We start from the raw sequence: 18547 nt of genomic DNA on the forward strand, positions 1-18547 counted from the left end.
TCATGTCGGAAGCAGCCGACACGGGGGCGACGGTCATACGTGTGCCGTCCGCCCCACCGTCATGCTCACGACGCGTACGACGAGGCCGCGGCGCGCCTTCCGGGTACGCCGCGGGGCGAATCCGCTGCGGTCACGCTCGTGGCGCGACAGCTCGGACAGGGCGAGGGCGGCTGCGTGGTGGCGGCTGACCTCGAGAGGGACGAAGTGTTCTGGATTCAGGATCATGACTCCAGAGTCGTCCTGTGAGGTAGGCGCCCACATCGGGCGACCTACCTAGATTCTGGTGACATTCCAGATCTGAGGTACCTAGGTGGGCCTACCTGAGGGTTTTCTTGCCTCCATGCATGACGGTGATGAGCTTGAGCGCCTTGCCGTCGGTCTTGGCGTCGCGCGCGAACGACGTCAGCATCATCAGCGGCTTCATGCGCTGCCGGGTGATCGCCTTGGCGTACGTGAACTCCTTGAGCCCGTCCGGTCCGTGGATCCGGCCGAATCCGGACTGTCCCACGCCGCCGAACGGCAGGCCCGGCACCGCGGCGAACGCGATGACCGAGTTGACCGACGTCATGCCCGAGCGCACGCGGCGGGCGATGTCGACGCCGTTCTTCTTGGCGAACACCGAGCCGGCGAGACCGTACGAGGTCGCGTTGGTCAGCTCCACCGCCTCGTCCATGCTCGCGACCGGGTTGATCGCCAGCGTGGGGCCGAACGTCTCCTCGGTGATCTCGGTGGAGTCCTCGGGGACGTGCGTCAGGATCGTCGGCTGGACGAACCGCTCGCCGACGGCGTCCGAGCCGCCCATCACGACCGTGGCGCCCTTGGCGATCGCATCGTCGATGTGGCTCTTGATGATGCCGATCTGCGACGGCATCGTGATGGGGCCCAGCTTCGCCCCCGGGTCGTCGCCGGCGCGCAGGTCCTTGGCCTGTTCGGTGATCTCCTTCATGAACGCGTCGAAGACCTTCTCGTGGACGTAGACGCGCTCGGTGCCGATGCAGGTCTGGCCGGCGTTCGACATGCCGCCCCAGAGCGCAGCCTCGGCGGCCTTGTTGAGGTCGGCGTCCTCGTCGACGATCAGCGAGTCCTTGCCGCCGGCCTCGATGAGGACGGGCGTGAGATTCTGGGCGCACGCCGCCATGACCTTCTTGCCGGTCGGCCCGGACCCCGTGAACGCCAGCTTGTCGATGTCTGCGGTGCAGAGCGCGGCGCCGGTCTCGCCGAGGCCCGTGACGACCTGCAGCACCGGACGCCCGTGCACGACCTCGGTGAACGTGTCGGCCAGCCACTGGCCCACACCGGGCGTGTACTCACTGGGCTTGAAGACCACGGAGTTGCCGGCGGCCAGGGCGTACGCGATGGAGCCCATCGGCGTGAAGACCGGGTAGTTCCACGGTCCGATGACGCCGACGACACCGAGCGGGTGGTACTCGACGGACGCGGCCTGGTTGGCCATGAGCAGGCCCGGCGAGACCTTCTGGGGCCCGAGGATCTTCTTGGCGTGCTTGGCGACCCACGCGATGTGGTCGATGGCGATGATGATCTCGAGCTGCGCGTCGCCGTGCGGCTTGCCGGTCTCGCGGTGCGACAGCTCGGCGAGCTGCGCGATGCGTCGGGTGATGACGCTGCGCCAGGTCAGGAGGTAGTCGCCGCGCTCCTTGAACGACAGGCCGCCCCACCACGCGGCCGCCTCACGGGCCCGAGCCACGGCAGCGTCGACCTCGGTCTTGCCCTGGACGGGAAAGGTGCCGACGACATCGCCGTTGGCCGGGTTGAGCGACTCGAAGGTCGGCGCGGTGCCGCTCTCGGCAGTGGGCTCCAGAGTTGCGGTCATCGTGACTCCTTGATGAGGTCGGCAGCCTTCTCGCCGACCATGATGGCAGGTGCGTTGGTGTTGCCACGGGGTACGCGCGGCATGACGGAGGCGTCGGCGACCCGGAGGCCCTCGACGCCGTGGACCTTGAGGTCGGGGCCGACGACGCTGCCCTCGACCGTGCCCATCGCGCAGGTCGCGACGGGGTGATAGACCGTCTGGCCGAGCCGTTTGATCGTGCCGATGAAGTCGTCGGTCGTGGGATTGCGGGTCGCCGGCTCCCACGGCTCGGCGATGTACTTGGCGAGCGGACCCTGGCTGACGACCTCGAACAGCCGGCGGAAGCCTTCGAGCATCGCGTCGAGGTCGACGCCGTCGTCGTAGTAGTTGGGCTCGATCTCGGGGTGCCAGGTCGGGTCGGCCGAGCGCAGCTTGATGTAGCCCTTGCTCTCGACGCGCACGAGCGTCGAGGCGACCGTCAGCCCGCGGCGTACGGGCTCGTGCAGGCCGTTGTCGTAGAACCCCGCCGGGAGCACGTGGAACTGCAGGTCGGGCGCCGTGAGGTCGTCGCGCGAGGTGAAGAAGCCACCAGCCTCGGCGACGTTGGAGCTCAGGGGCCCGCGCCCGGCCGCCTGCGCCTTGACCACGTTGCCGAGGCTGAGGAACTCGGCGAGGTCGGTCGTGTCCTTGGTGTAGAACAGCGCACCGGCGATCGGGTGGTCCTGCATGTTCTGGCCCACGCCGGGCAGGTCGACCCGTACGTCGATGCCGTGCTCGCGCAGGTGCGCGCCCGGGCCGATGCCGGACAGCATCAGCATCTGCGGGCTGGCGATGGCTCCCGCCGACAGCACGATCTCGGCGTTGGTGCGCGCCGTGTGGGTGACGCCACCGCGGCGGTAGGTCACGCCGGTCGCGCGCGTGCCCTCCATCTCGATGCGGGCGACGAACGCCTCGGTCAGCACGGTCAGGTTGGTGCGCTTGGCAGCCGGGTGGATGTAGGCGTCCGCGACCGACCAGCGGCGACCCTTCTTGCAGGTCACCTGGTAGAGACCGGCCCCCTCCTGCTCGGCGCCGTTGAAGTCCTCGGTGCGCTTGAAGCCGGCGGAGACCGCGGACTCGACGAACGCATGGCTGAGCTCATGCGTGTAGCGGCGGTCCTCGACGTGCAGCGGGCCGTCGGAGCCGTGGAACTCGCCGTCGAGCCGCGTGTTGCCCTCAGACTTCTTGAAGTAGGGCAGGACGTCGTCGTAGCCCCAGCCGGTGGCGCCGTACGCGTCGCGCCACTCGTCGTAGTCGGCACGGTTGCCGCGGATGTAGATCATCGCGTTCATCGACGAGCAGCCGCCGAGCGCCTTCATGCGTGGCCAGTCGGCACGCCGGCCGCCGAGCTGCTTCTGCGGGGTCGTCTGGTAGCCCCAGTCCCACTTGGTCTTGAACAGCGCCGAGAAGCCCGCGGGCAGGTGGATCATGTCGTCATCGTCGTCGGGACCGGCCTCCAGCAGGAGGACGGAGACGGACGGATCCTCGCTCAGGCGGGCCGCGACGACGCCGCCCGCACTGCCGGATCCGATGACGATGTAGTCGTAGCTGTCGTCGCCCATGACTCCCTTTCAGCGGCCGTGACGTGAGACACAACCTACTGCGGGTATGTCAATGACACAACCACTGTCAGGGTTGCAGGACCGCCCTGACGGCGGCGCCGATCCTGGCGGTCAGGTCGCGGCGCCCGGACCGGTCGATCGGCACCTCGAGGACCCGGATCCCGGGCACGTCCTCCTCGAGCGCGGCGGCGAGGTCGGCCGGGGCGACGCGACGGTGCGACACCCCGTACGCCGCGCAGAGGGCGGAGATGTCAGCGCCCGTCGGCGTCGCGTAGACCCGCTCGAACGTCGCGGCATACTCCGGCGCGCCCTGCTCGAGCGTCGAGAAGATGCTGCCGCCGTCGTCGTTGACGACCACGATCGTCAGGTCCGGCCGAGGCTCACCGGGTCCGATCAGCAGGCCGTTGCTGCCGTGCAGGAACGTGAGGTCCCCGACGTACGCGATCGAGCGGCTGGACGTACGCGCGAGGGCCGCGCCGATCGCGCTCGACAGCACGCCGTCGATGCCGGCGAGCCCGCGGTTGGCGATGACCAGGCGCCGCTCGCCGACCGTGTAGGGGCGAGCGACGAGGTCCAGGTCGCGGATGGGGCTGGACGAGCCGATGAACAGCAGCCCTTCGGGCGGCACCGCTGCGTTGATCGTGCGCGCGACGTCGTACGGGGTGGTGCCGTCCAGCTCGGCGTCGATCGCCGCGGTCGCCTTCGCATCGGCGGCCTTCCACTCGTCGAGCCAGGCCGGCTCCGGCTCCCCCGCAGGCTCGACGACCTCGGCGAACCGGACGTTGGGACCGGCCGGCACCGGGAACGTCTCCTGCGTGCCGGCGTGCACGATCTCGATGTCGGTGCGGCCCAGGAGCCGCGTGACCGGGCGGGACAGCGTGGCATGACCGAAGCTGACGACGCGCTCGATCTGCTCGGCGAGCGGCGAGTGCTGCAGCAGCATCCGGTACGCGATGAGGGCCTCGCCGTTGCGCGAGCCCGAGCTGGGTTCGGCGAGCAGCGGCCAGCCGGCGTCGCGGGCCAGCACACGGGCGGGCTGCTTGGCGTCGTCTCCGGCGACGACGACGGTGCGCGGGCCGATCGGGAGGTGATGTCCTTTCGACAGGCTCAAGGACCGCTCCTTGAGCCTGTCGAAAGGAACGTCCATCTCGAAGTCCCAGTCGATCGGCTCGACGAGCGGCTCGTCGAGCTCGAGGTTGAGGTGCGCGGGGCCGCCGTCGATCTGGTTGACCCGCTCGATGAACGGCACCCCGGGGAAGATCTCGCGCTGGTCGGTGGTCTGGTTGGCGCCGGTACCGCGCAGCCGCGCCGGCCGGTCGGCCGTGACCGCCAGGACCTCGACACCTGCGTGCCTGGCCTCGAGCATCGCGGGATGGAGATTGGCGACCGCGGTGCCGGACGTGGTGACCACCGGCACGAGCCGCCGCGCCGCCTTGGCCAGGCCGAGGGCCAGGAACCCGGCCTCGCGCTCATCGACGCGGACGTGCAGGCGGATGAGTCCTTGCTCGTCAGCTGCGGCGAGCGCCAGTGCGAGTGGACCCGACCGCGACCCGGGCGACAGCACCGCGTCCGTCACGTGACAGGCCAGCAGCTGCATCACGAATCGCCTGGCGACGCCGACGGCCCGTTGTTCATCTGTCATGCGAGCACCGCTCGTACGGCCGACAGTCGCGCCTGCCAGCGGGCGTCGGTCTCACCGTCGGCGGCCACCGAGTCGTACGCCGCGGGGTCGAGCACCTGACGCCCGACGGGCAGGAACCCGTCGACGGGCCTCAGCGGCTGGGCGACGACATCGCCGGCGAGCAGCGACGTGGTGGCGAGGCCGCAGGCGTACGGCAGCTCCGGCAGAGCCGCGGCGAGGGCAAGGCCGGCGGCGAGGCCGATCGACGTCTCGACGGCGCTGGAGACCACGACCGGCAGGCCGATCTGCTCGGCGATCCGCAGGCATGCGTGCACGCCGCCGAGCGGCGCGACCTTGAGCACCGCGATGTCGGCGGCCTCGAGCTCGACGACGCGGAACGGGTCGTCGGCCCGGCGGATCGACTCGTCGGCCGCGACCGGCACGCCGACCTTGCGGCGTACGGCGGCGAGGTCCTCGACGGACGCACACGGCTGCTCGACGTACTCCAGGCCGTGGGCGGCCAGGTTGAGGGCCGCGATCGCGCTGATCGCCTCGTCGACGGACCAGCCGCCGTTGGCGTCGACGCGGACCTTGCCCTGGGGCCCGATCGCGTCGCGCACCGCCTCGACGCGCTCGATGTCGTCGGCGCGGGCCTGCCCCTTCTCGGCGACCTTGACCTTGGCGGTGGAGCAGCCGCTGCGACGCACGATGGCGGCTGCCTGGTCAGGACCGACGGCCGGGACGGTGCAGTTGACCGCGACCTGCGAGCGTACGGGCGTGGGCCACTCGCGCTCGGCCGAGTCGAGCGCTGCGGCGAGCCAGGGCGCGCTCTCGCGGGCGTCGTAGTCGAGGAATGGGCTGAACTCGGCCCAGCCGGCCGGGCCTTCGACGAGCATCCCCTCGCGCCGGTCGATGCCGCGGAACCGCGTCGGCATCGAGATGGCGTACGTACGAAACTGCACGAGTTGAACCCTAGCCCCGCCGTCGTACTGTCGAACCATGACTCGAATCGCCATCGTCGGGGGCCACGGCAAGATCGCCCGCCTCCTGATCCCCCAGCTCGCCGCCGCCGGACACCAGCCTGTGGCGCTTGTCCGCAACCCCGACTACACGGCCGAGCTCGAGGGTCTCGGCGCCGAGGTCGGCATCCTCGACATCGAGCAGGACGACGCGGACGCGTTCGCTTCGTCGTTCGGTGACGCCGAAGCGGTGGTGTTCGCCGCGGGCGGCGGCCCCGACGGCAACATCGAGCGCAAGCGGACCGTCGACCTCGAGGGCTCGCTCAAGTCGATCGAGGGTGCGCGCAAGGCGGGCATCTCCCGGTTCGTGCAGATCTCCGCGATCGCCGTCGACCAGCCGATCGACGCCGATGCGGGCGACGTCTGGACGGCGTACGTCGAGGCCAAGCGCGACGCCGACATCGCCCTGCGCGGCAGCGACCTGGACTGGACGATCATCCGGCCCGGCGGCCTGACCGACGACGAGCCGACCGGGCACGTCGAGCTGGCCGAGACGGTCGAGCGCGGGCAGGTGCCTCGTGCCGATGTCGCCGCCGTGATCGTCGCGGCGCTCGACGAGCCGGCCACGATCAACCGTCAGTGGGAGCTCGTCAGCGGCGAGCACCCGATCGACGACGCGATCGCCGGCGCGGTGGCCTGAGGCGCGCCGCAGGCAGCGCCGGCTGACGAGTCTCTTAGCGCCTGCCGAGGAGGTCAAAAGCCTGCGCAAGCTGAGCAGGAACCACCTCGTCGGTGGGCGCTAAGTGACTTGTCAGCGTCACTAGGTCGTAGGCCGGGAACTACTCAGCCGGCTGAACGACGCAACCCCTCCCGGTCCACCTTGCCGCCGGGCAGCAGAGGCAGGGCATCGACGAGGACGACTTCTCGTGGCGCCCACGCCCTCGGCAGCCCGGCCTCCTCGACCCCGTCGCGCAGCTCGTCGAGGCGCAGCCCGTCGAGGCACACCGCGTCGTCGGGCACGAGGAACGCGACGACCCGAGACCCCCACTCCTCGTCCGGCACGCCGATCGCCACCGCATCTCGCACTCCCTCGTACGTACGCAGAGCCGCCGTCACGGCCGGCAGTGGCACGTTGACGCCGCCGCTGATGACGACGTCGTCGATCCGGCCGGTGACCCGCAGCCGCCCCTCGTCATCGATCTCGCCGAGGTCCGCCGTGGCGAACCAGCCGTCGTGCAGCACTCGCGCGGTCGCCTCGGCATCGGCGTAGCCGTCGAACAGCATCGGGCCGGCGAGCTGCACCTGACCCGATTCGTCGATGCGCATCTGCACACCGTCGAGCGGGACCCCGTCGTAGACACAACCCCCACACGTCTCGCTCATCCCGTACGTCCGCACGACCCGCACGCCGGCCGACCGCAGCGCGTCGAGCAGGTCCGACGGCACGGCGGCACCGCCGATCAGCACCGCGTCGAGATCCGCGAGCACCCCGACCTCGCCGGACTCCACGAGCCGGTGCGCCTGTGTGGGCACCAGCGAGGCGTACCGTCGCTCCCCCGGCACCGCAGCGATCGCCGCCGCCAGCGACGCGTGCTCATCGGCGTACGCGGGCTCGAGCCCGGCGACCGCAGAGCGTACGAGCACCTGCAGGCCCCCGACGCCCGTGACCGGCATGGCCTGCAACCAGCCACCCGGGCCGCCGAGACGGGCGAGGCTCGCGTGCGCCGAGGCCAGCACCGCTGCGTGGGACAGCACGACGTCCTTGGGCTCGCCGGTGCTGCCGGACGTACGGATCACGATCGGCTCGCCCCCGTCGCGCACCCACGCCTCGACGAGGGCGAACACCTCGCGGGGCGCCCCCGCGACCGGCCGGAGGCTGGGGCTCATGCCGGCTCGCCGGGCTCGGCGGGGGCGTCAAGGTGCCGCTTGAGGTACGTCCACGGGAACCACATCGTGCCGATGCGCTCCCACCCCTTGGCCTCGAGGTCCTTGGCCTTGCGGCTGCCGACCACGGCCCGCCTGTGCTCCCACTGCACGGGCGACTTCTCGACGTCATGGAACAGCGGGCCGTAGCCGATCGAGTGCCAGCCGTGGCGTCCCCAGGCGTTGAGCACGTCGATCTCGTTGAACGCGGTCAGGCCGACGAGCTGGCGGTGCTCGGCGGTGCCAGGGATCGGCTGCGGGCGGTGGCCGAAGCGTTGCTGCGCGGCCTGCCGGCTCATGCCGAGGGCCGAGCCGATCGCCTCCCAGCTCCAGCCGGCGGCGCGCGCCGACGTCACGGCGGAGCGCAGCAGACGCCCGGCCTCCTCGTGCGTACGGTTGGTCAGCACGACCAGATCGAGGTGCGCCTGGGCCTCGCTCTCGAGGCGGCGCTCGATCGTCGGATCGAGTCGGGCGATGGCGCGGCCGATCAGGCCGGAGAACTCCTCGTCGTCGATCGTCATGCTGTCAACGCTAACTTGACGACCCAATCGCGTCAACTCGACGTTGACAGACTGTCAGGTGGCAGACTGGTCGTTCGTGACCACCCCCAGCCTCTCGCCCACCCAGCTCTGGGTCGCCGGCGCCCGCCCCCGCACCCTTCCGGCCGCCGTCGCTCCGGTCCTGGCCGGCACCGGTGCCGCCGCCTTCGCCGACGCGTACGTCTGGTGGAAGGCCCTGCTCGCGCTCGGGGTGTCGCTCTCGCTGCAGATCGGCGTCAACTACGCCAACGACTACTCCGACGGCATCAAGGGCACCGACAACGACCGCGTCGGCCCGCTGCGGCTCGTCGGCTCCGGGCTCGTGCCGGCGGGCAAGGTCAAGCGGGCGGCGTTGCTGTTCCTCGCGCTCGGTGGCGCCTTCGGCTTCGCCCTGGCCGCGACCTCGAGCTGGTGGCTCCTGCTGGTCGGCGTCGCCGCGATCGGAGCGGCGTGGACGTACACGGGCGGGCCCTCTCCGTACGGCTACCGGGCGCTCGGCGAGGTCAGCGTCTTCGTGTTCTTCGGCCTCGTCGCGGTGCTCGGCACGGCGTACGCGCAGATCGGTGAATTCACCTGGCTCGCGGGCGCGTGTGCGCTCGGCGTCGGCTCACTGGCCTGCGCGATCCTCGTCGCCAACAACCTGCGCGACATCCCGACCGACTCGGTGACGGGCAAGAAGACCCTCGCGGTCGTGCTGGGCGACAGGTGGACCCGGCGGTTCTACGCGTTCCTCCTGCTCGTTGCGATCGCCGCGCTGGTGTGGGCCTCGGTGTTCACGCTCTGGGCCCTGCTCGGGCTCGCGATGGTGCCTCTGGCCGTACGCGCCCGCCAGGTCGTCGCGTCGGGCGGCAAGGGCATGGCGCTGATACCGGTCCTGCGCGACACGGGCCTGGCGGAGTTGGTGTACGCCGTCGGGCTGGCGCTCGGGCTGTTCATCGGGGCCTGACGTGCTGCGCGTCGCGGTCCTCGCCGACACCCACGCGCCGCGCTTCTGGAAGTCCATGCCGGCAGCCGTCGCCGAGCAGCTGACCGATGTCGACGTCATCCTGCACGCCGGCGACGTGTGCACGCCCAGCGTGCTCGACGAGCTTGCCGCGTACGCCCCGGTGCACGTCGTGCTCGGCAACAACGACGGACCTGACGTCGCCGCGTGGGGCGCGCCGGAGACGCTCGAGCTCGACCTCGACGGCCTCAAGGTCGCCATGATCCACATCTCTGGTGACAAGGTCGGGCGTGCCGCCCGTATGCGCGGCCGGTTCCCCGACGCCGACCTCGTCGTGTTCGGTCACTCGCACATCCCGTGGGACACCGAGCAGGACGGCCAGCGACTGTTCAATCCCGGCTCGCCGACCGACAAACGGCGTCAGCCCCACGGCACGATGGGCCGCCTCGTGATCGACGACGGCGTCCTGCTGTCGGCCGAGATCATTCCAGTCAGCTAGCGCCGAGCGGTCACGTGACGGCCGGCAGCACTCCGGTCGTGTCGAACTCGGCGAGCGCAGCGGCGTACGGGGCGATGTCGAGACCCTTGGACTCGAGCCACGCGTCGTCGTAGTAGGTGTGCCCGTAGCGTTCGCCGCCGTCGCACAGCAGCGTCACGACGCTGCCGGACTCACCCTTGCCGCGCATCTCGGTGATGAGCTGGAGCGACGCCCACACGTTGGTGCCGGTCGAGCCGCCGACGCGCCGGCCGAGGATGTCGGACACCCAGCGCATCGCCGCGATCGAGGCGGCGTCGGGCACGTGGACCATGTCGTCGATGACCCCGCCGACGAACGACTTCTCGACCCGCATCCGGCCGATGCCCTCGATGCGGGAAGGCTGATCGGTCGTGACGTCGGACCGGTCGGCCTCCCAGCCGCCGAAGAAGGCGGAGTTCTCGGGATCGGCCACCACGACCCGGGTGTCGTGCCGGCGGTAGCGGACGAACCGACCGATCGTCGCCGACGTCCCGCCGGTGCCGGCGCCCACCACGATGAGGCTCGGGCAGGGGTGCGGCTCGGCGGCCAGCTGCTCGAAGATCGACTCGGCGATGTTGTTGTTGCCCCGCCAGTCGGTGGCCCGCTCGGCGAACGTGAACTGGTCCATGTAGTGCCCGCCGCACTTGCTCGCGAGCTGCTGGGCCACGTCGTAGACCGTGCCGGGGTCGTCGACCAGGTGACACTGGCCGCCGTAGAACTCGATCAGGTCGATCTTCTCCGGGCTCGTCGTGGCCGGCATGACCGCGACGAACGGCAGCCCGACGAGACGCGCGAAGTAGGCCTCGCTGACCGCCGTCGAACCACTGGACGCCTCGATGACCGTCGTCTCGGGCTTGAGCCAGCCGTTGCACAAGGCGTACAGGAACAGGGACCGGGCGAGGCGGTGCTTGAGGCTGCCGGTGGGGTGGACCGACTCGTCCTTGAGGTAGAGGTCGATTCCCGGGACCGGGATCGGCAGCACGTGCAGGTGGGTGTCGGCGCTGCGGTTGGCGTCGGCGTCGACCCGCCGGATGGCCTCGGCGATCCAGGCGCGGCTCTCAGTCGACGTCTTCGGCATTGCGCGACTCCTCGATGCGTTGCGTCATGCGCGCGGCCCGCTCCTGGACGTTCTGGGCGAGGTTGTCGCGCAGCCCGGCGAGCGCGAAGATCGAGATCACCGACGAGAGCACGAGCGAGATCAGCAGCACCAGGAGCGACGTGAGGTTGCCCCACTCGACCCAGATCGACGCGATCAGCCAGACCACACCGAACGTCACCGCGAACACGGCGAGGCGGGCGAGCGTGTAGGTCCAGAAAGCCTTCATGTCGGCAGCCTAATCGTTCGGGAAGTCAGCCAGAGAGCCGGTTGCGGTGCCACCGGTACGGTTGACGCATGGGCAAGTTCGTACTGATCGTCATCAGTCTGGCCCTGTTCGTCTACGCGTTGTTCGACCTCGTCGCGACGCCCCGGGAGCGGGTCCGCTACATCCCCAAGCCGATCTGGTTCGTGGTGATCCTGCTGATCGCGATCGGCCCGCTGCTGTGGCTGCTCCTCGGCCGCGAGCGATCGGCGCCCGGCGGCAGCCGGCCCAAGCCGACTCGCCCCGACCCGGGCCCGCGCGGTCCCGACGACGACCCCGACTACCTCCGCGGCCTCTAGCCCTCCACTTTTGAAGCGTTGCGGCCCAAGATCTCCGTCAGAGTGGGCCGCAAGCCATCAAACGTTGCGGGTGAACCAGCGATCCCAGACGTCGCTGGTGACGGGCCTGGGGCCGGCGTAGCCCCTGGCGGCAAGTGCCGCGTGGACGCGCCAAGGTATCGAGCGCGGAGTTCGAAGATCGGCGTCGGTCACGACGATCAACCGGTAGCCGAGGGCTTCGAGGACCTCCCTGCGCTCTCGATCGCGTTGCCGTTGGGCCGAGTTGCGCTCATGCTGCCAACCGTCGTACTCGACAATGACTTTGTGCCGGGCGTAGAGGAGGTCGACGCGAGCGACCCGACGGCCGGCGCCATCGACGATCCAGACGTTCGGCTCCGGGCACGGCAACCGAGCGAAGACCAGCATCAATCGCACGAGCGTCTCCATCGGTGACTCCGAGCCCGGGACGACGAAGGCCATGGCGCGGCGAGCACGCCGTACGCCGTGGAGGTGCCGTGCCAGGCAGTACGACACGAGCCGATCGAACGTCGTCGCTCCAGTGTGTATGAGGTGCTCAGCCACCTGCACCAGCTGGATGAGTGACAAGCGCGACGCGCAATCGACGAACGTACGGTCAGGGCCGGTGACCGGGAGGCCACCGCGTTCTTGGGGTTTCAGGCGCCCTTGTCTGCGGTGGAGTCGGATGCCGGGGAGCGCCGTCACGGCATGTGTGTTGGTGGAAAACTCAAGCTCATCCGAACGTCGCGCGTCGAAGCCCCACAAACGGAGCGCGGTGAGATGGCTGACGACCGCGTCGCCCGGCAAGACGAGGAGTGCGGCCATGATCCAGGTCCGGAGCGTGACCTCGACACACGTGCTCACGTAGACGCCGCGGAAAAGTGATCTGAACCGCCGGCCACGGAGTACCTTGCGGTTGACGCCCATCGAGGCGGCCTGCTCGATGGTGAACGGTTCGGCGAGAAGCTCCTGCGGGATCGGGATGGCTGACGGCACGGCACCAGCGTTGACGGAACGGAACGGCGACGACATCCGCGCCAACCAAGCTGTGGAAACGGGCGGTCGGCCCGCACAGGCCCAGCTTTTGAAGACTAGAGGCCCACATTTCGCGGCCAACTGGGCCGCAACGCTTCAAAAGTTGGGGGTGGTCAGTCGTCCCAGCGGAAGACCCGGCTCGCCACCGCGGAGACGACGACGGCGAAGCCCAGCAGGATGAGGATCGGCAGCAGCGCCGACGACGGGCCCTCGCCGCGCACCATCGTGTCGAGCATGCCCTCGTTGAGGTGCTTGAGGGGCAGGATCTCGCTGACCGCCGTGACCCAGCCAGGGGCACCGTCGAGCGGGAAGAACGAGCCGGACAGGAACGCCATCGGCAGCACCACGAAGTTGGCGATGCCGACCGCTGCCTCCTCACTCTTGGCCACCGCGCCCGCGAGCAGACCGATGGCCATGAACGACAGCGTGCCGGCCGTGAGCAGCGGGACGATCATGGGCCACGAGCCGGTCAGCTGCAGACCGAACAGGGCCACCCCGACACCGATGAAGATCGCCGCCTGGACCGCGGCGATCGCGACGCTGACGGCGATGCGGGCCAGGACGACGGCCCACGTCGGAACGGGCGCCAGGCGCAGGCGGCGGAGCAACCCGTTCTTGCGCCAGACGACGAGGTTGGTCGCGGCTCCGAACGTCGCGCCGGAGGCGATCGCCCAGCCCATCAGGCCGGGCGTGAAGAACTGGATCGTCGACAACGAGTCGTCCTCGACCTGGTCCGCCTCGAGAACGAACTTGGGTTGCTGGCCGGTGACCGCGATGTTGGCCGACTGGACGATGCCCTGGAACGTGCCCTGGACGGTCGCCGCCTTGACCTGGTCGGCCTGCGAGAAACGTACGACGAGGGTGTCGCCGCGCTGAGTGATCATGGCGTCGGCGTCGCCCTTGCGGACCTTGCGGATCGCGGCCTTCTCGTCGGTCGTGCGGTGGATGTCGAGGCTCTCCTTGAGATAGGCCCGGACCTCCTTGGGTGCGTCATCGAGCACCGAGACCTTGCCGACCTGCTCGACGTCGATCTTGGAACCGCCCGAGTCGCCCAGCAGGCCACCGAACAGCGCCAGGAACATCAGCGGGAAGATCACCGCGAAGAAGACCGCCATCTTGTCGCGGAAGAATCCCTTGAGCATCGCCACGGCGAGGCTCTTGAACGCCGTCATCCGGGGAGGATTCATGCGCGGTACTCCCGGCCGGTGAGGTCGAGGAAGACGTCCTCGAGCGAGGCGCCCTTGACGCTGAGCCCGTCCAGGGCATCGCGATGGGCGAGCTCTGTGAGGATGCGGGCGGGGTCTCGCGTCGTGATCGTGAGTCCGGACTCCTCGTCCGCGACGTCGTCGGAGCCGGCGATCGTCCGCGCCGCCTCGGCATCGAGCGTGCCCGGCGCGACGCTGATGCGTACGGGGGCGTCGAGTCCGCGTACGAGCGCAGCGGGGGTGTCGAGCTCGAGGATCTTGCCGGCGTCCATGATCGCGACGCGGTCGCACAGCGCCTCGGCCTCGTCCATGTAGTGCGTCGTCAGGATGACGGTGCGGCCCGAGTCGTTGATGCTGCGCAGCACGTCCCATAGGTTGCGGCGGGCCTGTGGGTCGAGCGCGGCGGTCGGCTCGTCGAGGAACACGACATCGGGGTCGTGGATCAACGCGCACGCGATCGACAGGCGCTGCTTCTGACCGCCGGACAGGTCCTCGGTGCGGTCGTCGGCCTTGTCGACCAGGCCGACCTGCTCGAGCATCTCGTCGGTACGCCCTGCGGGGACGCCGTAGAGGGCACCGAACGTGTCGAGCTGCTCCCGCGCGGTGAGCCGTTCGAAGAACGACGACGCCTGGAGCTGCACGCCCATCCGCCGTTGCAGCTCTGGCTCACGCCTGGACGGCACGTGGCCGTCGATGCGCACCGAGCCGGCCTGCGGCTTGCGCAGCCCCTCGACCATCTCCAGCGTCGTGGTCTTGCCGGCGCCGTTGGGTCCGAGCAGTCCGAAGAACTCCCCCGACGCCACCGTGAAGCTGACGCCGTCGACCGCGCGCACGTCGCCGTACGTCATGACGAGGCCCTCGGCCGTGATCTCTGCCCCCATACCGATGACCCTATGGGACGGGTTGTCGGTTTCCTACCCGCGGCTTACTTGGCGTACGAGTGCATGCCGGAGACGAACAGGTTGATGCCGACGAAGTTGAACACGAACGTCGCGAACCCGATCAGGGCGATGATCGCGGCGGCCTTGCCCTTCCAGCCGGCGGTGGCGCGGGCGTGGAGGTAACCGGCGTAGACGACCCAGGTGATGAAGGCCCAGACCTCCTTGGGGTCCCAGCCCCAGTAGCGACCCCACGCGTACTGCGCCCAGATCGGCCCGGCGATCAGCGCAGCGAACGTCCAGATGGGGAACGCGAAGGCGTGCACGCGGTAGGCGACCTGGTCGATCTTGGCCGACGGCGGGATGCGCCACAGGAAGCCGACGCGGTCCTCCTCGGGAGTCGTCCGCTCGGCGCGCGCCTTGACGAGGTAGAGCACCGACGCCGCGGCGCCGACGAGGAACGCCGAGCCGGAGATCATGGCGCCGAGCACGTGGATCACGAGCCAGTACGAGTGGAGCGCCGGCACGAGCGGCCCGGGGGGGACGAACACCAGCGCGGACAGGCCCAGCACGACGGTGCCGAATCCCGTGATGATCGGGCCGACCCAGTCGATCGCCCACATGCGGACCAGCACGATGTATGCCGTGAGGGCCATGAGGGTCGCGGCGCAGCCGAACTCGTACATGTTGCCCCACGGCACGCGCTCGGCCGAGAGCCCGCGCGCGATGACGCCGGCGAGCAGGACGAGCCAGGCGAGGCCCGTGAGCGAGAAGCCGATGCCGCCAGCGACGTCGCTGCGCTCCGACGCGGTGTCCTCGGCGGTCGGCGCCTCGCCTGCACCGCCCGCAGTCACCAGCTCGCGGTCGGGCGCGATCTTGCGCGCGAAGCCCCACTGGGCGACGTACGCCACGAAGGCCAGCGCGAGGATGCCGGTTGCCGACGCGACGGCATAGTTGGAGAACTGCTCATATTGCGCAGCGGTCATCGTGCCTTCTCCTCTGTCTCTCCGAGCGCTTCGCGGAACCGCTCGAGGAAGTCGTCCAGGTCGGCGGGCAGGTCGTCACGGGGGACGCGGTCGAGCACGGCGACGTCAACCACGGTACGTGAACCGTCGCGACGGGCCCTGATCCAGGTCCTGCGCGGCTTGATCGTCAGCGACGTGACGAGCCCCAGCAGGCCGGCGATGATGCCGATCAGCGGCACCTGCACGCCGGGCGACGAGCTGATCTGGAACCGGGCGAACTGCTTGAGGCCGGTGAACTCGATCGTGCCGCCGTTGGGCAGCTTCTGCGACTGGCCCGGCTGCAGGCTGACGCGGTAGCCCTTGTCGCCGTTCATGTACTGCTTCATCTTCGACTTGTCGAGGATGTAGACCGACTGCGGCGTGCCGCCGTCGAGGCCGAGGTCGCCGTGCCACACGAACAGCCCGAGCAGGGGGTTGGCGGCCGCCGGGTAGACCGAGATCGACGCGCCGTTGGCCCCGCTGGCGGCGGTCGGCAGGAAGAAGCCCTGGAAGCCCAGCTGCTCCGGCTCGGCATCGGGCACCTTGACGACGCCCGTGGAGGTGTAGGACGGGTCGTTCGGCAGGAAGGGCACCGGCTCGTTGAAGACGACCTCACCGTTGGCGTCGGTGACCTTGAGCACCGGCGCATAGCCCTGGCCGACGAGGAACACCGACGTGCCGTTGATCTCGAGCGGGTGGTTGACGGTGATGTCGAACGTACGCTCGCCGGCGCCTGGCTTGGCGGTGTACGTCCCTTGGGCGCGGAACAGCCGGGGCGCGCCGGCCTGCTGGCTGCCGAGCGGCTGGAACTTCGCGGTGAACGTGTCGAGCTTGAGGGAGAACGGCGGCAGCTGGTCGGCCTTGAACAGCGACCCGGAGCCGAACTCGTCGTACTGCGTCAGGGAGTTGGAGAAGCCCTGCCCCTCCGTCACGATCGCCGAGCCGCGATAGCCGAACAGGGTGCCGACCGCGACGCCGACCAGCACCACCACGACGCTGATGTGGAACACCAGGTTGCCAGCCTCCCGCAGGAAGCCACGCTCGGCACTCACCTCGGCCGTGCCGGGCTCACCTTCGACCACGTCGACGCGGGCCCGGCCAAGGGTCCGGCGACCGGCTGCGACGACCTCGTCGACACTCGCGGACGTCTCGAACGACGCCGAGGCGGGCAGCCGCGAGAAGTTGCGCGGAGCCTTGGGCGGCCGGGCGCGCAGGGCGCGGAGGTAGACGAACGACCGCGGGACGATGCAGCCGATCAGCGAGATCATCAGGAGCAGGTAGACCGCGCTGAACCACGGCGACGTGTAGACGCTGAAGAAGCCGAGCTTGTCGAGGGTCGGCGCACTCTTGGGGTGGTCGAGGAAGTACGCCTCGACGGCCCTCGCATCCACACCGCGCTGCGGCACGAGCGAGCCGGGCACCGCGGCGATCGCCAGCAGCAGGAGGAGGAACAGCGCCGTACGCATCGAGGTCAGCTGTCGCCAGAACCACCGGGTGAACTCCCGGCGCCCCAGCGAGGGAACCGCATTGCTGCTCATAGAGGCGCCTCGAATCCGGTGACCCACGTCTGCATCTCGCCGACGAGGTCGTCCCAGCGGCCGGTCACGAGCATGACGCCGACGGCGATGAGCAGCACGCCACCGGCGATCGAGACGCCGCGCTGGTGCCGCTTGAACCACGAGACCGTACGCATGAACTTGCCGAAGCCGAGGGCGGCGAGCACGAACGGGATGCCGAGGCCGAGGCAGTAGACGAACGTGAGGAACGCGCCCCGAGCCGCCGAGGCGTCGTCGGTCGCGAACGACAGGCTCAGCACCGCCGTCAGGGTCGGGCCGATGCACGGGGTCCAGCCGAGACCGAAGAACACGCCGAGCACCGGTGCGATGGCGAGCCCGACGGTGGGCACGGCGTGCACCCGGGCCTCACGCTGCATGAGCGGGACCAGTCCGATGAAGACCAGTCCCATGACGATGACAAGGATGCCGGTGATGATCGACAGCGTGTGCTGGTGCTCCTGGAGGCGCAGGCCGACAGACCCGAAGAGCGCCCCACCCAGCACGAACACGGTGCTGAAGCCGAGGACGAACAGGAGCGACCCGGCCAGCAACCGCCCACGCCGAGCCGACGCCAGGTCCTGGGCCGCGACCCCCGAGACGTACGACAGGTAGCCCGGCAGCAGCGGCAGGACGCACGGGGAGAAGAACGACACGAGTCCCGCCAGGATCGCGACGGGCACCGCGAGGAGCAGGTTGCCGGAGTAGACGGTGTCCTCGAACCAACCCGTCACGACGTGCTCTTCTGCACGTCGTCGATGACGCCGGCAAGGGTCGAGGCCCGCAGCTTGGGATCCATGATGCGGGCGGCGACCCGGCCCTTGGCATCGATGACCCACGTCGTGGGGATCGCCGTGGTCGGCAGGCTGTCGACGAACTCCAGCTCGAGGCGGCCGCCATCGTCGGCGAAGCTCGGATAGGTGAGGCCCTTCTTGCGGTTGAACGCGATCGCCGAGGACGAGTCGGGCGTGCGCGTGAGCATGCCGATGAACTGCACGTCCTTGTCGGCGTACTCGCTCGAGACCTCCTTGAGGGCGGGCGCCTCGGCCCGGCACGGCGGGCACCACGGGCCCCACAGGTTGATCACGATGGTCTTGCCGGCGAAGTCTGCGATCGACAGCGGCTTGCCGTCCAGCCCCTCGCCCTCGAGCTTGGGGGCCGGTTTGCGGTCACCGACCGGCACCACCGTGACGAGCTCGTTCTTGCTGCCGTCAGCGCCGACGTAGCCGTCGGTCGTCCGGTCCCGGCCGCCGGTGCACGCGGCGACGAGGACCAGCGCCCCGACCGCCACCGTGACGCGGA

The 18547-nt window shown here is 69.7% G+C and carries 20 protein-coding genes; 4 read left to right on the forward strand and 16 right to left on the reverse strand.

Annotated features, from left to right (window positions below):
* Positions 1–33 precede the first annotated feature (33 nt).
* The 5 genes from BOSE46_RS18100 to BOSE46_RS18120 form a co-directional block, all read right to left on the reverse strand.
* The gene (locus tag BOSE46_RS18100) at positions 34–225 is read right to left on the reverse strand and encodes a hypothetical protein (protein WP_159541560.1); all 192 of its coding nucleotides are present in this window, start codon (positions 223–225) and stop codon (positions 34–36) included.
* A gap of 91 nt (positions 226–316) precedes the next feature.
* Positions 317–1831: an aldehyde dehydrogenase family protein gene (locus tag BOSE46_RS18105; protein ID WP_159541561.1), complete on the reverse strand. Its 1515-nt coding sequence runs from the start codon at positions 1829–1831 to the stop codon at positions 317–319.
* Positions 1828–3411, reverse strand: a complete 1584-nt coding sequence (locus BOSE46_RS18110; RefSeq protein ID WP_159541562.1) for a GMC family oxidoreductase — start codon at positions 3409–3411, stop codon at positions 1828–1830. Before BOSE46_RS18110 ends, BOSE46_RS18105 begins: the two co-directional genes overlap by 4 nt.
* Before the next feature lie 67 nt (positions 3412–3478).
* A complete protein-coding gene (menD, locus tag BOSE46_RS18115; RefSeq protein WP_159541563.1) occupies positions 3479–5053 on the reverse strand; it encodes a 2-succinyl-5-enolpyruvyl-6-hydroxy-3-cyclohexene-1-carboxylate synthase in 1575 nt (524 codons plus the stop codon).
* Complete coding sequence (locus BOSE46_RS18120) at positions 5050–5994, reverse strand: o-succinylbenzoate synthase (RefSeq protein WP_236551797.1); 945 nt, start codon at positions 5992–5994, stop codon at positions 5050–5052. Before BOSE46_RS18120 ends, menD begins: the two co-directional genes overlap by 4 nt.
* 37 nt (positions 5995–6031) lie before the next feature.
* Between BOSE46_RS18120 and BOSE46_RS18125 the strand changes: the two genes are divergently transcribed.
* Entirely contained in the window at positions 6032–6691 is a 660-nt protein-coding gene (locus BOSE46_RS18125) for an SDR family oxidoreductase (protein WP_159541565.1), read from the forward strand.
* Between the two features lie 143 nt (positions 6692–6834).
* On the opposite strand, the gene BOSE46_RS18130 is transcribed toward BOSE46_RS18125, so the two are convergent.
* Positions 6835–7878 carry an AMP-binding protein gene (locus BOSE46_RS18130; protein WP_159541566.1) on the reverse strand — a complete coding sequence of 348 codons (1044 nt, stop codon included), beginning with the start codon at positions 7876–7878 and terminating at the stop codon, positions 6835–6837.
* Positions 7875–8435 (reverse strand): hypothetical protein, encoded by a 561-nt coding sequence (locus BOSE46_RS18135; protein WP_159541567.1) that lies wholly within the window; start codon positions 8433–8435, stop codon positions 7875–7877. Before BOSE46_RS18135 ends, BOSE46_RS18130 begins: the two co-directional genes overlap by 4 nt.
* Positions 8436–8511: 76 nt before the next feature.
* Here BOSE46_RS18135 and BOSE46_RS18140 point away from each other — a divergent pair, with 76 nt between their 5' ends.
* Together BOSE46_RS18140 and BOSE46_RS18145 are read left to right on the forward strand one after the other, a co-directional pair.
* Positions 8512–9399 (forward strand): 1,4-dihydroxy-2-naphthoate polyprenyltransferase, encoded by an 888-nt coding sequence (locus BOSE46_RS18140; protein ID WP_159541568.1) that lies wholly within the window; start codon positions 8512–8514, stop codon positions 9397–9399.
* A gap of 1 nt (position 9400) precedes the next feature.
* The gene (locus BOSE46_RS18145) at positions 9401–9895 is read left to right on the forward strand and encodes a metallophosphoesterase family protein (protein WP_236551798.1); all 495 of its coding nucleotides are present in this window, start codon (positions 9401–9403) and stop codon (positions 9893–9895) included.
* Positions 9896–9905: 10 nt separating this feature from the next.
* Here BOSE46_RS18145 and BOSE46_RS18150 read toward each other — a convergent pair whose 3' ends face one another.
* Both BOSE46_RS18150 and BOSE46_RS18155 read right to left on the reverse strand, forming a co-directional pair.
* Entirely contained in the window at positions 9906–10991 is a 1086-nt protein-coding gene (locus tag BOSE46_RS18150) for a PLP-dependent cysteine synthase family protein (RefSeq protein ID WP_159541569.1), read from the reverse strand.
* Entirely contained in the window at positions 10972–11238 is a 267-nt protein-coding gene (locus tag BOSE46_RS18155) for a DUF4229 domain-containing protein (protein ID WP_159541570.1), read from the reverse strand. Before BOSE46_RS18155 ends, BOSE46_RS18150 begins: the two co-directional genes overlap by 20 nt.
* Before the next feature lie 68 nt (positions 11239–11306).
* On the opposite strand from BOSE46_RS18155, the gene BOSE46_RS18160 reads away from it, so the two are divergent.
* Positions 11307–11573, forward strand: a complete 267-nt coding sequence (locus BOSE46_RS18160) for a PLD nuclease N-terminal domain-containing protein (protein ID WP_159541571.1) — start codon at positions 11307–11309, stop codon at positions 11571–11573.
* A 57-nt stretch (positions 11574–11630) separates the two neighbouring features.
* On the opposite strand, the gene BOSE46_RS18165 is transcribed toward BOSE46_RS18160, so the two are convergent.
* From BOSE46_RS18165 to BOSE46_RS18195, 7 genes are all read right to left on the reverse strand, one after another.
* Positions 11631–12395, reverse strand: coding sequence for a DUF559 domain-containing protein (locus tag BOSE46_RS18165; RefSeq protein ID WP_159541572.1), 765 nt, complete (start codon positions 12393–12395; stop codon positions 11631–11633).
* A gap of 323 nt (positions 12396–12718) precedes the next feature.
* A complete protein-coding gene (locus BOSE46_RS18170; protein WP_201299666.1) occupies positions 12719–13792 on the reverse strand; it encodes an ABC transporter permease in 1074 nt (357 codons plus the stop codon).
* Positions 13789–14691: an ABC transporter ATP-binding protein gene (locus BOSE46_RS18175; RefSeq protein WP_159541573.1), complete on the reverse strand. Its 903-nt coding sequence runs from the start codon at positions 14689–14691 to the stop codon at positions 13789–13791. The genes BOSE46_RS18170 and BOSE46_RS18175 overlap by 4 nt, the downstream gene beginning before the upstream one ends.
* A gap of 44 nt (positions 14692–14735) precedes the next feature.
* A complete protein-coding gene (gene ccsB, locus BOSE46_RS18180) occupies positions 14736–15674 on the reverse strand; it encodes a c-type cytochrome biogenesis protein CcsB (RefSeq protein WP_159541574.1) in 939 nt (312 codons plus the stop codon).
* The gene (locus BOSE46_RS18185; RefSeq protein ID WP_159541575.1) at positions 15671–17230 is read right to left on the reverse strand and encodes a cytochrome c biogenesis protein ResB; all 1560 of its coding nucleotides are present in this window, start codon (positions 17228–17230) and stop codon (positions 15671–15673) included. The genes ccsB and BOSE46_RS18185 overlap by 4 nt, the downstream gene beginning before the upstream one ends.
* Positions 17227–17979 (reverse strand): cytochrome c biogenesis CcdA family protein, encoded by a 753-nt coding sequence (locus BOSE46_RS18190; protein WP_159541576.1) that lies wholly within the window; start codon positions 17977–17979, stop codon positions 17227–17229. The genes BOSE46_RS18185 and BOSE46_RS18190 overlap by 4 nt, the downstream gene beginning before the upstream one ends.
* Positions 17976–18536, reverse strand: coding sequence for a TlpA disulfide reductase family protein (locus tag BOSE46_RS18195; RefSeq protein WP_159541577.1), 561 nt, complete (start codon positions 18534–18536; stop codon positions 17976–17978). The genes BOSE46_RS18190 and BOSE46_RS18195 overlap by 4 nt, the downstream gene beginning before the upstream one ends.
* Between the last annotated feature and the right edge of the window lie 11 nt (positions 18537–18547).

The sequence above is a fragment of the Aeromicrobium sp. 9AM genome (assembly GCF_902506105.1).
Classification (GTDB): domain Bacteria; phylum Actinomycetota; class Actinomycetes; order Propionibacteriales; family Nocardioidaceae; genus Aeromicrobium.

What these genes read in the sequence shown, in the direction of transcription:
- BOSE46_RS18105 (WP_159541561.1), bottom strand. Translation starts at nt 1,831, where the DNA reads ATGACCGCAACTCTGGAGCCCACTGCCGAGAGCGGCACCGCGCCGACC.
- BOSE46_RS18165 (WP_159541572.1), bottom strand. Translation starts at nt 12,395, where the DNA reads ATGGCCGCACTCCTCGTCTTGCCGGGCGACGCGGTCGTCAGCCATCTC.
- BOSE46_RS18155 (WP_159541570.1), bottom strand. Translation starts at nt 11,238, where the DNA reads ATGAAGGCTTTCTGGACCTACACGCTCGCCCGCCTCGCCGTGTTCGCG.
- BOSE46_RS18110 (WP_159541562.1), bottom strand. Translation starts at nt 3,411, where the DNA reads ATGGGCGACGACAGCTACGACTACATCGTCATCGGATCCGGCAGTGCG.
- BOSE46_RS18185 (WP_159541575.1), bottom strand. Translation starts at nt 17,230, where the DNA reads ATGAGCAGCAATGCGGTTCCCTCGCTGGGGCGCCGGGAGTTCACCCGG.
- menD (WP_159541563.1), bottom strand. Translation starts at nt 5,053, where the DNA reads ATGACAGATGAACAACGGGCCGTCGGCGTCGCCAGGCGATTCGTGATG.
- BOSE46_RS18135 (WP_159541567.1), bottom strand. Translation starts at nt 8,435, where the DNA reads ATGACGATCGACGACGAGGAGTTCTCCGGCCTGATCGGCCGCGCCATC.
- BOSE46_RS18150 (WP_159541569.1), bottom strand. Translation starts at nt 10,991, where the DNA reads ATGCCGAAGACGTCGACTGAGAGCCGCGCCTGGATCGCCGAGGCCATC.
- BOSE46_RS18160 (WP_159541571.1), top strand. Translation starts at nt 11,307, where the DNA reads ATGGGCAAGTTCGTACTGATCGTCATCAGTCTGGCCCTGTTCGTCTAC.
- BOSE46_RS18175 (WP_159541573.1), bottom strand. Translation starts at nt 14,691, where the DNA reads ATGGGGGCAGAGATCACGGCCGAGGGCCTCGTCATGACGTACGGCGAC.
- BOSE46_RS18100 (WP_159541560.1), bottom strand. Translation starts at nt 225, where the DNA reads ATGATCCTGAATCCAGAACACTTCGTCCCTCTCGAGGTCAGCCGCCAC.
- BOSE46_RS18170 (WP_201299666.1), bottom strand. Translation starts at nt 13,792, where the DNA reads ATGAATCCTCCCCGGATGACGGCGTTCAAGAGCCTCGCCGTGGCGATG.
- BOSE46_RS18130 (WP_159541566.1), bottom strand. Translation starts at nt 7,878, where the DNA reads ATGAGCCCCAGCCTCCGGCCGGTCGCGGGGGCGCCCCGCGAGGTGTTC.
- BOSE46_RS18125 (WP_159541565.1), top strand. Translation starts at nt 6,032, where the DNA reads ATGACTCGAATCGCCATCGTCGGGGGCCACGGCAAGATCGCCCGCCTC.
- ccsB (WP_159541574.1), bottom strand. Translation starts at nt 15,674, where the DNA reads ATGACCGCTGCGCAATATGAGCAGTTCTCCAACTATGCCGTCGCGTCG.